Here is a 15,394-nt window from a genome sequence, read left to right on the forward strand (position 1 = left end):
GTCCGCTTCACATAGCGTGTTTCTTCATGTTTTTCCATTAGGATACTTTTTGTGTATCGCTATTTCAGGACGGGACACATCCTTAAAATAAAAGCCCTTTTTTATTCAACCATTTAAAAAAAATTTCAAGACTAAAGCAGCCTTTGTTTAAAACAAAAAAATCCCGACTAGTCGGGATTTTAATTATAAATAATACAATTCTATTTCAATTTCTTCTTAATTGCTACCTCATGGTAAGATTCAATAACATCTCTTTCCTCAATGTCATTATATCCCTTGATCTGAATTCCACAATCATAGCCTTTAGCAACCTCTTTAACATCATCTTTGAAACGTTTCAGTGCTATCAGTTCACCTGTATGCACCACCACACCATCTCTAATGATTCTCATTTTAGCACTTCTGGAAATTTTACCGTCCATTACCATACAACCCGCAATTGAACCAACTTTAGAGATTTTGAATATCTCTCTGATCTCCGCAGTACCCAGAATCTCTTCTTTCATTTCCGGAGCTAACATCCCTTCCATGGCATCTTTCAAGTCATCAATTGCAGCATAAATAATAGAATAGTAACGGATATCGATTTCTTCTTTATCTGCTAATTGTCTTGCGTTTCCAGCAGGACGAACATTGAATCCGATGATGATTGCATCCGATGCCGAAGCCAACATTACGTCAGTTTCTGTAATTGCACCAACCCCTTTATGAATAATATTAATTTGAATTTCTTCGGTAGATAATTTAGAGAACGAATCAGACAATGCTTCAACAGAACCATCCACATCTCCCTTAAGGATAATATTTAATTCTTTAAATTGACCCAATGCTATTCTTCGTCCAATTTCATCCAATGTAATGTGTCGTTGTGTACGTACAGACTGCTCACGCATCAATTGAGAACGTTTTGAAGCAATTTGTTTGGCTTCTTTTTCATCTTCAAAAATATTGAACTTATCCCCTGCAGTGGCTGCTCCATCAAGACCCAGAACAGAAACCGGAGTTGAAGGTCCCGCAACTGTAACTATATTCCCTCTTTCATCATGCATGGCTTTTATCTTACCATGATGCTTCCCTGCTAACATATAATCACCAACTCGTAACGTTCCGTGCTGTACTAATATGGTAGAAACATATCCTTTTCCTTTATCAAGAAATGCCTCAACCACTGTACCTTGAGCCGCTTTATTTGGATTTGATTTTAAATCTAAAAGTTCTGCTTCTAACAATACCTTCTCTAATAATTCTTTGACACCTGTACCAACTTTTGCAGAGATATCATGAGATTGAATTTTTCCACCCCAATCTTCTACTAGTAAATTCATACCCGCTAATCTTTCTTTTACTTTTTCAGGATTGGCATTTGGCTTGTCAATTTTATTAATGGCAAATATAATAGGAACGCCTGCTGCTTGAGCATGACTGATCGCTTCTTTCGTTTGTGGCATGATGTCATCATCCGCAGCAATCACAATAATTGCAATATCCGTAACTTGAGCACCACGCGCGCGCATCGCTGTAAAAGCTTCGTGACCCGGTGTATCTAAGAATGCAATTTTTTGTCCGTTATCCAAAGTTACTCCGTAGGCACCAATATGTTGTGTAATTCCTCCAGACTCCCCTGCGATTACGTTTTCTTTACGAACGTAATCCAGTAACGATGTTTTACCGTGATCGACGTGACCCATAACCGTAACAATAGGCGCTCTGAAAACCAAATCTTCCTCTTTATCAGCAACTACCTGAATGGCCTCTTCAATATCTACCGTGATAAATTCAACTTCATAACCAAACTCATCCGCAACAATTGTCAATGTTTCCGCATCAAGACGCTGATTCATCGTAACCATGATTCCAAGCGACATACAAGTTCCAATAACTTTTGTAATTGGCACATCCATCATGATAGCAATTTCACCAACGGTAACAAATTCAGTAACCTTAATCGTTTTACTTCCTTCGTCTATAGCTCTTTGCTCGTCATCTGATTTTTGACGATGCGTATCTCTCTTATCTCTTCTATATTTAGCAGCTTTAGATTTACCTCCTTTTCCTTGAAGTTTTTCTAAAGTCTCTCTAATTTGGTTTTTTACTTCTTCTTCCGTAGGCTCTACTTTAGCAACAATAGCAGGCCTGTTTCCTCTTACGAAACCAGGTCTTGCACTTCTGTTAGCATTAAATCCGCCACCACCAACATTTGGCGTAATCTTGTTAGGATTTGGCGCTCCCGGAACTCCAGGCGGCCTTGGAGCTCCCGGTTTAGGAGCAATCCTTTTACGCTTATTTTTATTTGCATTAGCATTAGCCGCAGCCGATCCTGGAGCACCCGGTTTATTAGGAGTGATTTTAGGTTCTTCTTTTTTCTTTTTTGGTTTGTTGAATTGTGACAAATCAATGATTTGCCCTGTCAAAGTAGTTCCTGATAATTTTTGATATTGCGTTGTGATGGTTTCATCAACAGGCACGTCATCAGTTTTAGCGATTTCCGTTTTCGCTACCTCTTTTGGTTCAGCAGGGACTGCTTTTACAGTCTCTTTTTTTACCTCTTTAATTCCAACAACCGGTTTTATCTCTTTTTTATCTGAAACAGGTTTTTCTTCTAAAGATTTTTCTGGCGACCGTTTTTCTGTTGAAGCTTCTTTTTGAATTGCTTTCCCCTCCGCTACTTTAGCAACTGGAGTCTCCACTTTTTCAATCGCCTTCGCAGGAGGAACGATGGAAGGTTTTTTAGGATTAAGATCAATCTTACCTACCTGAACAGGACCCGCTATAACTGCTCTCGCCTTTATCACTTCTTGCTGTTTCAGACGCTCTTCCTCAATCTTACGTTTGTCTTCGATTTCTTTCTCTCGTTCTAAACGCAAAGCCTCTTTTTCTTTTCTTTTTTCTTCCCCAACTTCTTTCGAAGCTTCTTTATTCCCTTTGTCACCTGCAAATTGACCGCACAAGACATTGTATACATCATCAGAAATTTTTGTGTTTGGGTTTGCTTCAATAGCTATCCCTTTATCTTTTAGATAATCCACAGCTCTTTCCAAAGAAATATTCAATTCCCTTAAAACTTTGTTTATTCTAATAATTCTCTCTTCAGACATAAAACCTTTTTATTATTACCTTTTTTGTTATTCCTCACTTTACTCCCGACTCGATACCTACCGAGCAAGAATTAATTGTAAAATGGCATGTTTATCGTTGAAGATTTAATGACTAACTATCAAATTCTTCTTTCAATATTCTCATTACATCCAGAATCGTTTCCTCTTCCAGGTCTGTTCTTCGTACTAAATCTTCTACATCTTGCTTTAAGATACTTTTTGCAGTATCCAATCCAATTTTTGCAAATTCTTCAATAACCCAGTCTTCAATTTCATCTGAAAACTCTGTTAATTCAACATCATCATCATCAGCGGTAGCACCAGCAACATCACCTTCACGAATAACGTCTAATTCATAGCCCGTTAGTAAGCCCGCTAATTTGATATTGTGTCCCCCACGACCAATTGCTTTTGAAACCTCTTCAAGCTTCAAGAAAACCTCCGCTCTTTTAGTCTCTTCATTAATCTTGATTGAAGATACTTTTGCAGGGCTTAATGCTCTTGTGATAAACAATTGAATGTTGCTTGTATAATTGATAACATCTATATTTTCATTACCTAATTCACGTACGATTCCATGAATACGAGACCCTTTCATACCCACACAGGCACCCACAGGATCTATTCTGTCGTCATAAGAATCAACAGCTACTTTTGCTTTTTCGCCAGGTATTCTAACCACTTTCTTTACCATGATTAAACCATCAAATACTTCTGGAATTTCTTGCTCAAACAATTTTTCCAAGAATTTCTCTGAAGTTCTAGACATAATAATTTGAGGTTTATTTCCCTTCAACTCAACGCTTTCAATTATCCCTCTTACATTATCCCCCTTGCGGAAAAAATCAGAAGGTATTTGTTTTTCTTTTGGCAAAATAATTTCATTGCCTTCATCATCAACTAAAATCACAACTCTTGGACGCACGTGGTGCACTTCAGCGGTGTAAATATCTCCTATTAAATCTTTAAACTGCTTGTAAAGATTGGTGTTATCGTGTTCATGAATTTTAGAAATCAAATTCTGACGCAAAGCTAAAATTGCTCTTCTTCCTAAATCAATTAATTTAACTTCTTCAGAAACCTCTTCTCCAATTTCAAAATCAGGCTCTATTTTTCTAGCTTCAGTCAATGTAATTTCAAGGTGATCAAAATCCAAGTCTTCATCCGCAACAATTACTCTTCTTTGCCAAATCTCCATATCTCCTTTATCAGGATTTATAATGATATCGAAATTATCATCTGAACCGTATTTTTTTTTCAATGCATTTCTAAATACATCTTCTAAAATTGCCATAAGCGTTACACGATCAATAAGTTTATCATCTTTAAACTCTGAGAATGAATCGATCAATGCTAAATTTTCCATGCGAATTCTTTAATTAAAATGTTACTGTAACAATTGCTTCTTTAATGTCTCCATAAGGCAGTTTAAGTTCTTTTTGAACGGTCTCCTTCCCTTTACCTATCTTTTTTGGCTCTCTTGCTTCCCATGACAAAATTACAAAATCATCATTAGCTTCCACTAATTCCGCTTCAATTATTTCTGCTCCAGTCTTCACAATCAATGTACGCCCTATATTTTTCTTGTATTGTCTGATCAATTTCAATGGAGATCCTACTCCTACCGAAGCCACTTCTAAAGAAAAATCCTGCTCCTCACGGTCCAGGTTATTGTCTAGGGAACGGCTCACATCAATACAATCCTGAAGCGCCACTCCATTATCCCCATCCAAGGTCACAATAACCTTAAAAGCATCCGTGATAATCAGGTCTATCAAAAAAATTGACGGCTTCTCCACCAGGCCTTCTGCCAATAACGTGCTTACTTTTTCTTTAAATGTCATACGCTTATAAAAAGAGGGGACATTTAGTCCCCTCATTATCTAGATTTTAATAAATAACGGTGCAAATATAGTGTTTTTTTTTATAAACCAAAATAATCGATTGCTCTAAAATAATTTCTTATCTTTAATGAACAATTCAAAACAACAGTTTTACCATAATTTAACACGCTGTAATTATGAAACGTATTTTAGTCCCAACCGATTTTTCTGATCATGCCGGAAACGCTCTAAAAGTGGCTGCTGTAATTGCAAGAAAAAACAAGTGTGAAATATTCCTATTGCATTTGTTAGAACTCCCAAACCACATGAATGACTCTGTTACTGGAGCAGACATTACTCCGGCGCTTATGTTGTTCATCAAAAAAGTTAACGAAAACCTTCAAAAAATAAAAGAACAGCCCTACTTGAAAGGAATTCCGGTACATGTCTCTGTACAATTTGAAAAAGCTTTTAGCGGTATTTTATCCTTTAACAAAAAGAATAAAATTGATTTAATCGTTATGGGCTCTCATGGCACTTCAGGCATTGAAGAAATCATTATTGGCTCTAATACTGAAAAAGTGGTCCGACTCTCCGAAATTCCAGTTTTAGTTATAAAAAAAGATGTAGGTAAATTAAAATTTAAAAATTTCGTCTTTGCCTCTGATTTTTCAAAAGAAGCTAAAAAGCCTTTTAAAAAAATGATGGAGTTCGCGAAGATCTTTGATGCCAATTTGTTTTTAGTCATGATTTGCACTCCCAATAGTTTTAAGACCACTCTTGCTGCCGAAAAGGTGATGGGCGCTTTTATGGCTGAATTTGATCTTCCAAACTACTCCTCACATCTATTTAATGATGCAAATATTGAAAGTGGAATAATCAATTTTTCAAAAACAATAGATGCTGATTTAATTGGCCTTTGCACTCATGGCAGAACTGGTTTAGCGCATTTTTTTAACGGAAGCATCAGTGAGGACTTAGTAAACCACACCACCAGACCTGTTATCATTTTTAGAATTTAACTCCTTTTGGCTTTGCAAAAACAACTAACCAACTTCACTCTCTTATCTCGGAAATCCCAACAAACACTACTCAGAATTTTATCTATAAAAAAACCTCTCAGGAATTGAGAGGTTTTTTGTTGGTCTACAAGGACTCGAACCTTGAACGACTGCACCAAAAACAGTTGTGTTACCATTACACCATAGACCAGCATTGCTGCTAAGCGAGTGCAAATTTAAAATAATATTTAGTTTGCACAAATTTTTTTTGTCTTTTTATTAAAAAAATAACAACAAAAAATAAAATCAGCTGCAAAGCATCTCAAAAGAGCTTTACAATCAATTGATTATTGAATTTTATTACTTTTCCAGAAAATAGTGTTAATGCTACAAGGGTTAAATAAAAAAACATTTTCTTTGTAACTTACATTTAAACTAAATTTTAATACATGGACAAAGGAACATTCAACTTCAATAAATGGAACACAATTGTTGGTTGGTTAACATTTGGAATCGCATTATTAACTTACACTTTAACTGTTGAGCCTACTATGAGTTTTTGGGATTGTGGCGAATACATTTCCACCGCAGCAAAACTTCAAGTTGGCCACCCTCCGGGAGCTCCTTTATACCAGATGATTGGCGCTTTTTTTGCCATGTTTGCATCAGATGATCAACACATTGCCTTAATGGTAAATATGATGTCTGTATTCTCGAGTGCCTTTACTATTTTATTCCTTTTTTGGTCTTCGTCTATACTTCTAAAAAAATTGATTTCCCGATTTTCAGAGACTAACAGAAACAATGAAATCGTTATACTAGGAAGTTCATTTGTTGGTGCTTTAGCCTTCACCTTTTCAGATAGCTTTTGGTACAATGCTGTCGAGGCTGAGGTTTACGCCATGGCATCCTTGTTTATTGCCCTATTGTTTTGGCTGGGTTTACGCTGGGAGCAAGACATGAATACTCCAAGAGGAAATAAGTGGTTATTGATTATTTCTCTTGTTGTAGGACTTTCCTTTGGGGTTCACTTTATGGCATTACTAACAATTCCCGCAATAGGTTTTCTTTATTTTTTTAAAAACTATAAGGTAGTAACAGTTAAAAGTTTCTTTATTGCAAATGTTGTAGTAATTGCTATTTTGTTGTTTATTTTCAAATTGCTACTTCCTATGACCATGGGATTCTTTGGTAAAACAGAAGTTTTTATGGTCAATAGTTTAGGACTGCCGTTTGACTCGGGCACTGTGTTTGTTACAATAGCTTTGATTGCTTTCTTTTACTTTGGATTGAAATACACCAAACAAAAAGGGTTTGTGTTCTACAACACCATAATTCTTTGCATCCTTTTTATTTTAATTGGTTTCTCGACATGGATGATGCTACCCATTCGAGCAAATGCAAATACTGTAATCAATGAAAACAAACCGTCTGATGCCCGCGAAGTTTTAGCCTATTACAATAGAGAACAATATGGCGTAAATGCATTGTTCTATGGTCCACAATACACAGAGAATTTTGCCGGATTAGATGCCAATAATCCTTATTTAGACAAAGCACCCAATTATGAAAGAGATTATAAAACAGGGAAATATGTTATTGTCAATAATTATAAAAATGCTTCCCAAAATTCAGATGATAATCACAAAACCATTCTGCCAAGAATGTGGAGCGATGGACATATTGAAAATTACATGAATTTTACCAATCCGCCTCAATTCAAATTAAATCCTAATTATCCTTACGAGGATGATTTAGCAAAATACGGTATTGATGCCAGTCAGCTTAGTGAAGAAGATTATAATAAAGCGATTGCTCAACTCAAAAATGAAACTCAAAAAATAATTTCTGAATTCAGACAAGCCTACGCACAAAAACAAATTGACAACGAAGGATATGTCACCTTCCTAAAAAGTTATGGCGACTATTTGATTGTTGAAAAACCAACAACTGCGGACAATCTAGGTTTTATGGTAGAGTATCAATTTGGATACATGTATTGGAGGTACTTGATGTGGAATTTTGTTGGCCGTCAAAATGATGTTCAGGGACGATACGATTATCTGGATGGCAACTGGCTCAGTGGTATAAAATTCATTGATGAATTGCATTTAGGAAGTCAGGACAACTTACCATCGGATGTATTGAACAATAAAGGTCGGAATGTATATTTCTTTTTGCCTTTTATTCTGGGCCTTATTGGACTTATGTATCATGCCAATAAGGATTTAAAAAGCTTTTATGTTTTGCTTGCCTTGTTCCTTTTTACGGGAATAGCCCTGAAAATTTATTTGAACGAAAGACCTTTTGAACCTCGAGAAAGGGATTATGCACTGGTAGGCTCCTTTTATGTATTTGCCATCTGGATAGGCTTTGGTGTATACGCCTTGTATGAAAGCGTCAAAAAACACCTCGCTCCAAAAATAGCTGGCCCTCTCCTTATCGCATTAAGTTTAGTAGCAGCACCAATGCTTATGGCGTCACAAAACTGGGATGACCACGACCGTTCCGGCAAATATACCGCCTTGTCTATGGCAAAAGCGTATCTTACCTCGTGTGACCCTAATGCCATCTTATTCACCATTGGAGACAATGACACTTTCCCGCTTTGGTACGCACAGGAAATTGAAAAAATAAGAACCGATGTCAAAATTGTAAACACCAGTTTATTCATGACGGACTGGTATATCGATCAAATGAAAACCAAAACATACGAATCAGACCCGGTACCGGTTTCATTTACACACGAGGAATATGTAGGAGATAAATTAGATTATGTAGCCCATATTCCAAAAATTGAAAGTCGCTGGGATATAAAAGATTTTATCGATTTTATTAAAAATCCAAAATCAACGGTAGGAATGCAAAACGGACAAACCATCCATTTTTACCCAACCAATAAGATTCGGATTCCCGTTGACAAAAATACGGTCATACAAAATAAAGTAGTATCCCCTAAATACAATGACGCTATAGTGTCTTACATTGATATCGACATCAAAGGGAATGCTTTGTACAAAAACAGATTAATGATGCTTGACATTGTTGCTAATAACAACTGGAAAAGACCCATTTATTTTAGCGGTGGTGCTTATGATAGCGAGGACTACCTCTGGATGAAAGAATATCTTCAACTCGAAGGTATGGTGTACAAACTAGTTCCAATAAAAACTCCAATGTCCAAAGATGGAAGTCCACTTGAAATGGGACAAATAGACACTGACAGAATGTATGCAAAGGTCATGAAATGGGATTGGGGAAATAGTGATAGTCCTTCTATTTATCATGATCCAGAAACCAGAAAAAACAGCATCACCTACCGAAACAATCTGTCAAGACTGATGAATCAGTTAATCCTGGAAGGACAGAAAGAAAAAGCCAAAAAAATCATTGATTTAGCTATGGCAAAAATGCCTTTGGACAGCTTTGGCTATTATTCATTAGTAGAACCTTTTGCGGGAGGCTATTATAAAACTGGCGAAAAAATAAAAGCCGAACAATTATTGGACCGATTAGTCTTTAAGTACCAAGAAAACCTCAACTATTATGGCAATCTTAAATCTTCTGAACAAAGCAGTATTGCAATTCCAATCATAACTGATATTGAGCGCTACAGAAGCCTCTTGCAAGTCATGAAAGAAAATGGCGATCTCGCATTTTACAATAAGAACAAAATTGTCTTCAATACGTACATCATAATGTTTGAACGTTTTGGACGCGACAAAGAGTAATATTAGAGAGCCATTAAAAAAATAGCGACATTTTTCAATGTCGCTATTTTTTTTAATTTTAAAATGAAAAAAATGAAATTGTACTGGACAAAGACCCATTCGATTATAAAAAAAATATTCTCTAATTATAGTTGGGATGTCTCCAATACAGGAAATACTGTATACCTTACCTTTGATGACGGCCCCATTCCAGAAGTTACAGAATGGGTTTTGGTGGAATTAAAAAAATACGGAATCAAAGCCACTTTTTTCTGTATTGGAAATAATATCGAGAAAAATTCTGAAATATTCAAAAAGGTGATTCGGGAAGGCCACACCATAGGAAACCACACTTTCAACCACTTAAATGGCTGGCAAACAACTACTGAGACGTACATCAAAAACACGAAACAAGCTCAAGAAGCGATTGAAAACCACACCCATCCAGACGCTAAACTTTTTCGCCCTCCGTATGGAAAAATAAAAAAATCGCAATCAAAAAAACTACAAAAACTAGGGTACAAAATAATTATGTGGGATGTCCTGAGTGCGGATTTTGATGCCACAATATCTAAAGAAAAATGCCTGAATAATGTGTTGTCAAATGTAAGACCGGGGAGTATTATTGTTTTTCACGACAGTATAAAAGCGTTCAAGAACCTACAATACGTGTTGCCAAAAACACTAGCTTATTTAAAAGAAAATAATTTTAATTGCAACCCTTTATAAAAATATTACAATTGTTCCTGAACGAGACTAATTATCGTATTGGCGTCAAGTTCTCCGGACTGTCTCCAGATCATCTGACCTTGTTTATAGATCATCAACGTAGGCAACCCTTTGATCCGCAAAGCATCCGCTAATTCTTGATTTTTATCCACGTCAATCTTAATGACTTTCGCTTTATCGCCAAGAGCCGCCGCTACATCTCTGATCACAGGATGCATTAAAACGGAGGATTCATTCCACTCCGTATAAAAGTCAATTAATACCGGAATTTTAGTATTTATAAGTTCTCCAAATTTTGACATAAAACCAAAAATTTAATTTTTAAAATTCACTAAACAGAGATATTATTTTTACAAATGTAGCATTTTAAACGAATTCTGCTACATTAGTGCCTTTTTTTAGTTCGATGACCGTTATTTCCGGCATGATTCCTACTCTGCCGGGAAAGGCATGAAAACCAAATCCCCTATTGACATAAACGTATCTTCCCAGGTTTTCATATAAGCCGGCCCATTGTTTGTATACGTATTGCGCCAAACTCCATTTGAAATAACCGGGAATTTCGATTCCAAATTGCATTCCGTGTGTGTGCCCGGAAAGCGTAAGGTGGTAGTGTTTATCATCGTGCTGCACCACGTGCTCCCAATGGGAAGGGTCATGGCTCATCAAAATCTTGAAATCTTCTTTCTTTAACTGCCCCGAAGCCTTATTCAAATCTCCGGCCTGCTTGAAATTATGTCCCCAGTTTTCGACACCTACTAATGCTATTTTGGCATCTCCTTTCTCGATAAACGTATGCTCATTCAGCAATAAATCAAACCCAATTTCTCCGTATAAATTTTTTATTGCCTTAAAATTATCTGCTTTTGCGGCTTCACTTGCCCAGGTTACATATTCTCCGTAATCATGATTCCCCAAAACGGAATATTTGCCATATTCATGTTTCCTAATTCGGTTGAATGTTTCTATCCAAGGATGCATCTCTTTGGCGTGCGTATTGACAATATCTCCAGTAAACAGAATCATATCTGAATTTTGCTCATTTACCAAGTCAATCGCATAATTAATTTTTTCCGGGTCATCAAAGCTTCCACTATGAACATCGGATATTTGAGTAATTTTAAAACCATCAAAAGCATCCGGTAAATCCGGAAAAAAAATACGCTGCCTGATCACTTTGTAATTGTATTTCCCAATCGTGACTCCATATATCAAGGATAAAAACGGAACCGCCGCTAACCCTAATCCTATTTGACTGATAAACTTTCTTCTGGAATTAAGGAAATCAGTACTCTTGTCATAATCCACGAAAAAATTTAAGGCTCCAGCACCTACTCTAAAAATGTCTTCCCCTATTAAAATTAAGGCTAAAATTAATTTTGGAACATAAACAATAAGCAACAATCCCATGCTAAACATGAATTGCTGGGTTTGTCCTACGCTACGGTCAAATTGCATTAAAGAATACACGATATATATTAAAACTAATAGGCTTATACCCTGAATTGAAAACAATATTAGTTTTGATTTTATCAAAGTTTTTAAGATCTGAAAAGTATACAGCTCAATAATAAGTAGAATTGAACACAAGAATACGACACGGAAAATCATTTTTAATCAAATTTTACACAAAATAACAAATTAAGAAAATAGTATGCGTTTTTATTAATCTAAATTTAACTAAAATTACATTAAATCAACTTGAAACAGCTTAGCTGAAATAGAAAACTTAATTTTAAATAAAAAGCAAAACCGTTATCGTACAAATTATTCGTACTTTATTTAATAAACAAGTTTAACAAATATAAAATCGCTACACCTAAGCCCCGGATTCGCCTATTTTATTTTAAAAAATATAGTGAAATTGATTTGAAGAAATATTTCATGCCTTTATCTGACAAGTTTTGTACTTTTGAAAACTTTACAAAAATTACAATTCATGTCACAACAAAAACGCCTGTTTCTTCTTGATGCCTATGCCTTAATCTTCAGAGGCTATTATGCTTTTATAAAAAATCCACGGATCAATTCTAAAGGAATGGATACATCCGCCATTATGGGTTTTATGAATTCATTGATGGATGTTATAAAAAGAGAAAAACCAGATCATTTAGCCGTTGCTTTTGACAATGGTGGCAGCCAGTTGAGAAATGACATCTTCCCGGAATACAAAGCCCATCGTGATGCTACTCCGGAAGCCATAAAAATTGCTATTCCTTATATCCAAGATTTACTGAAAGCCATGCATATTCCTATAATAGAAGTCAAAGGCTATGAGGCTGATGACCTAATTGGGACCATTGCCAAACAAGCCGAAAAACAAAATTATAAAGTTTTTATGGTCACCCCGGATAAGGATTTTGCACAACTTGTTTCTGAAAACATATTTATGTACAAACCTGCCCGAATGGGGAATGGAATAGAGATCTGGGGAATTCCTGAGGTTTTGGCAAAATTTGAAATTGAACGCCCGGATCAGGTAATCGATTTCCTTGGAATGATGGGTGATGCAGCGGATAATATTCCAGGACTTCCCGGGGTAGGCGAAGTCACTGCAAAGAAGTTTCTAAAAGAATTTGGAACCATGGAAAATCTTTTAGCTAATACGGATAAGCTGAAAGGAAAAATGAAAGAGAACATTGAGGCGAACAAGGAAAAAGGATTATTATCTAAAACCTTAGCCACAATTTTACTGGATTGTCCCGTTATTTTTGATGAAACGGACTATGAATTATCCACTCCTGATGTCGAAAAAACAGACGCACTGTTCAACGAGTTAGAATTCCGCCGAATGGCAGAGCAGTTTGACGCTATATTCAAAAAAGGAGCGACTGCGACAGCCAATAACCCGGTTGATGAAACTAAATTATATAAAAAAACACAACCTAAAACTGAAGAACAATTTGATCTTTTTGGAAGTGCCATTCAGGAAGATTCATCAGAAGAAACACGCCATCAATATTATAGTTCACTAGCAAACACAGAACATTCGTATCAGATAATCCAAGGGGATTTAGGGCTGAAGTTGCTGTTGCAAAATTTACAAAAACAAGCTTCAGTATGTTTTGACACCGAAACAACTGGTCTAGATGCTTTGCATGCCGAATTAGTGGGGATTTCGTTTTCTTTCGAAAAAGGAAAAGGATTCTATGTTCCTTTTCCGGAAAATCAAGAGGAAGCACAAGTTTTAATCGAGAAATTCATTCCTTTTTTCGAAAATGAAAACATCGAGAAAATTGGTCAGAATTTAAAATACGATTTAAAGATACTCTCTAATTACAAGGTTACCGTAAAAGGAAAACTATTCGATACCATGATTGCACATTATCTAATCAATCCGGATATGCGTCATAATATGGATATTTTGGCAGAAACATATTTAAAATATTCCCCGCAATCTATTGAAACTTTAATTGGGAAAAAAGGAAAAAACCAGAAATCAATGCGCGACGTTGAACTGGAAGAAATCAAAGAATATGCGGTTGAAGACGCTGATGTAACTTTGCAACTCAAGGAAATATTCACTTTAGAATTAGACAAAACCGGCACCAAAAAACTTTTTGAGGAAATCGAAATTCCATTGGTACCTGTTTTGGCCGCTATGGAAAAAGAAGGAATCCGTGTAGATGTCGATTTCTTGAAATCCCTGTCGAAAACCTTGGATGATGATATAAAGATATTGGAAGCAAATATTTATGAAACTGCCGGTGAAAAATTCAATCTCGCTTCCCCAAAACAACTGGGCGATGTATTATTTGACAAATTGAAAATTGGAGGAGCCAAACAAAAGAAAACCAAAACCGGTCAATACGCAACCGGAGAGGAAATCTTAAGCTATTTAGCCGCTGAAAACCCAATTGTAAAAGACATTCTGGATTGGCGACAATTGATAAAGCTGCAAAACACGTATGTTGATGCTTTACCCAACCAAGTTGACAAAATCACGAACCGCATACACACCGATTATATGCAAACCGTTGCGGCAACAGGACGATTGAGTTCGAATAATCCCAACTTACAAAACATCCCGATTCGAACCGAACGTGGCCGACAAATCCGGAAAGCATTTGTGGCACGAGATGAAAATTACACATTGGTTTCTGCAGATTATTCCCAAATAGAATTGCGGGTAATTGCTGCATTAAGCGGTGAAGAAAACATGATCAAAGCCTTTCAGAATCACGAAGACATTCACAAATCTACTGCTTCAAAAGTCTTTAATGTTCCGCTGGAAGAAGTGACTCGCGAGCAACGAAGTCATGCCAAAACGGTCAATTTCGGAATTATATATGGTGTTTCGGCTTTTGGATTGAGCAATCAAACTAACTTATCTCGTAAAGAGAGTGCTGATTTGATTGAAGCGTATTACCAAACCTATCCAAGATTAAAGTCTTATATTCAGGAACAAATAGATTTTGCAAGAGAGAACGGCTATGTGCAAACCATCCTGGGCCGTCGTCGTTATTTGAAAGATATCAATTCACAAAACGCCATTGTTCGTGGTGGAGCAGAACGAAATGCGGTAAACGCACCAATTCAAGGCAGTGCTGCTGATATCATCAAAATTGCAATGATTAATATTCACGGAAAACTAACCTCTGAAAATTGGAAAAGTAAAATGTTGCTACAGGTTCATGATGAGCTTGTGTTTGATGTGCATAATGACGAACTCGAAAAAATCAAACCGATGATTAAACATGAAATGGAACATGCGTTTAAACTTGATGTACCTTTGGATGTAGATTTAGGAATGGGGAAAGATTGGCTGGAAGCGCATTAATAACTGCTTGAAATATCCCAGAAAGATTGCATCTAAATAGTACAATTAGCGCTTTATTGCGGCAGTATTTCACTATTTCATTCCTGATAAAACGAACAAAAACAACTTATGAAAATAGCAAGATGACTAGATTTTTTTTGTTTTAAAAAGAAAAGGGGGAACAGTAGAAATCGAGAGCCAGCTCTAAAAAGCGAATTTAATTTTTTTTAATTCGCTTATTAACAAGCCAGTTACCTTTTTTATAATTGCCATCTAT

Annotated in this window: 9 protein-coding genes and 1 tRNA gene; 4 read left to right on the forward strand and 6 right to left on the reverse strand. The window is 36.2% G+C overall.

Features of this window, described 5'->3' with window-relative positions:
- Positions 1 to 200 precede the first annotated feature (200 nt).
- The 3 genes from infB to rimP form a co-directional block, all read right to left on the reverse strand.
- Entirely contained in the window at positions 201 to 3,095 is a 2,895-nt protein-coding gene (gene infB / locus EKM00_RS02375) for a translation initiation factor IF-2 (RefSeq protein ID WP_126515108.1), read from the reverse strand.
- 112 nt (positions 3,096 to 3,207) lie between these two features.
- On the reverse strand, positions 3,208 to 4,461 hold the full coding sequence (nusA, locus tag EKM00_RS02380) for a transcription termination factor NusA (RefSeq protein ID WP_126453830.1): 1,254 nt from the start codon (positions 4,459 to 4,461) through the stop codon (positions 3,208 to 3,210).
- Positions 4,462 to 4,474: 13 nt separating this feature from the next.
- The gene (gene rimP, locus EKM00_RS02385) at positions 4,475 to 4,939 is read right to left on the reverse strand and encodes a ribosome assembly cofactor RimP (RefSeq protein WP_126453982.1); all 465 of its coding nucleotides are present in this window, start codon (positions 4,937 to 4,939) and stop codon (positions 4,475 to 4,477) included.
- Positions 4,940 to 5,115: 176 nt separating this feature from the next.
- Here rimP and EKM00_RS02390 point away from each other — a divergent pair, with 176 nt between their 5' ends.
- On the forward strand, positions 5,116 to 5,940 hold the full coding sequence (locus EKM00_RS02390; RefSeq protein WP_126515109.1) for a universal stress protein: 825 nt from the start codon (positions 5,116 to 5,118) through the stop codon (positions 5,938 to 5,940).
- 119 nt (positions 5,941 to 6,059) lie between these two features.
- On the opposite strand, the gene EKM00_RS02395 is transcribed toward EKM00_RS02390, so the two are convergent.
- Positions 6,060 to 6,130: transfer RNA gene (locus EKM00_RS02395), tRNA-Gln, on the reverse strand.
- A 238-nt stretch (positions 6,131 to 6,368) separates the two neighbouring features.
- Between EKM00_RS02395 and EKM00_RS02400 the strand changes: the two genes are divergently transcribed.
- Both EKM00_RS02400 and EKM00_RS02405 read left to right on the forward strand, forming a co-directional pair.
- Positions 6,369 to 9,650, forward strand: coding sequence for a glycosyltransferase family 117 protein (locus EKM00_RS02400; protein ID WP_126515110.1), 3,282 nt, complete (start codon positions 6,369 to 6,371; stop codon positions 9,648 to 9,650).
- A gap of 72 nt (positions 9,651 to 9,722) precedes the next feature.
- Entirely contained in the window at positions 9,723 to 10,358 is a 636-nt protein-coding gene (locus tag EKM00_RS02405; RefSeq protein WP_126515387.1) for a polysaccharide deacetylase family protein, read from the forward strand.
- 5 nt (positions 10,359 to 10,363) lie between these two features.
- Here EKM00_RS02405 and EKM00_RS02410 read toward each other — a convergent pair whose 3' ends face one another.
- Together EKM00_RS02410 and EKM00_RS02415 are read right to left on the reverse strand one after the other, a co-directional pair.
- Positions 10,364 to 10,660: a thioredoxin family protein gene (locus EKM00_RS02410; protein ID WP_126458398.1), complete on the reverse strand. Its 297-nt coding sequence runs from the start codon at positions 10,658 to 10,660 to the stop codon at positions 10,364 to 10,366.
- A 64-nt stretch (positions 10,661 to 10,724) separates the two neighbouring features.
- Positions 10,725 to 11,969 carry a metallophosphoesterase gene (locus tag EKM00_RS02415; protein ID WP_126515111.1) on the reverse strand — a complete coding sequence of 415 codons (1,245 nt, stop codon included), beginning with the start codon at positions 11,967 to 11,969 and terminating at the stop codon, positions 10,725 to 10,727.
- Positions 11,970 to 12,297: 328 nt separating this feature from the next.
- Between EKM00_RS02415 and polA the strand changes: the two genes are divergently transcribed.
- Positions 12,298 to 15,138, forward strand: a complete 2,841-nt coding sequence (polA, locus tag EKM00_RS02420; protein WP_126515112.1) for a DNA polymerase I — start codon at positions 12,298 to 12,300, stop codon at positions 15,136 to 15,138.
- Positions 15,139 to 15,394 lie beyond the last annotated feature (256 nt).

The sequence above is a fragment of the Flavobacterium sp. RSP15 genome, from assembly GCF_003968755.1.
Taxonomy (GTDB): Bacteria; Bacteroidota; Bacteroidia; order Flavobacteriales; family Flavobacteriaceae; genus Flavobacterium.

Coding starts and splice junctions, on each gene's coding strand:
- infB (WP_126515108.1), bottom strand. CDS start 3,095: ATGTCTGAAGAGAGAATTATTAGAATAAACAAAGTTTTAAGGGAATTG.
- nusA (WP_126453830.1), bottom strand. CDS start 4,461: ATGGAAAATTTAGCATTGATCGATTCATTCTCAGAGTTTAAAGATGAT.
- rimP (WP_126453982.1), bottom strand. CDS start 4,939: ATGACATTTAAAGAAAAAGTAAGCACGTTATTGGCAGAAGGCCTGGTG.
- EKM00_RS02390 (WP_126515109.1), top strand. CDS start 5,116: ATGAAACGTATTTTAGTCCCAACCGATTTTTCTGATCATGCCGGAAAC.
- EKM00_RS02400 (WP_126515110.1), top strand. CDS start 6,369: ATGGACAAAGGAACATTCAACTTCAATAAATGGAACACAATTGTTGGT.
- EKM00_RS02405 (WP_126515387.1), top strand. CDS start 9,723: ATGAAATTGTACTGGACAAAGACCCATTCGATTATAAAAAAAATATTC.
- EKM00_RS02410 (WP_126458398.1), bottom strand. CDS start 10,660: ATGTCAAAATTTGGAGAACTTATAAATACTAAAATTCCGGTATTAATT.
- EKM00_RS02415 (WP_126515111.1), bottom strand. CDS start 11,969: ATGATTTTCCGTGTCGTATTCTTGTGTTCAATTCTACTTATTATTGAG.
- polA (WP_126515112.1), top strand. CDS start 12,298: ATGTCACAACAAAAACGCCTGTTTCTTCTTGATGCCTATGCCTTAATC.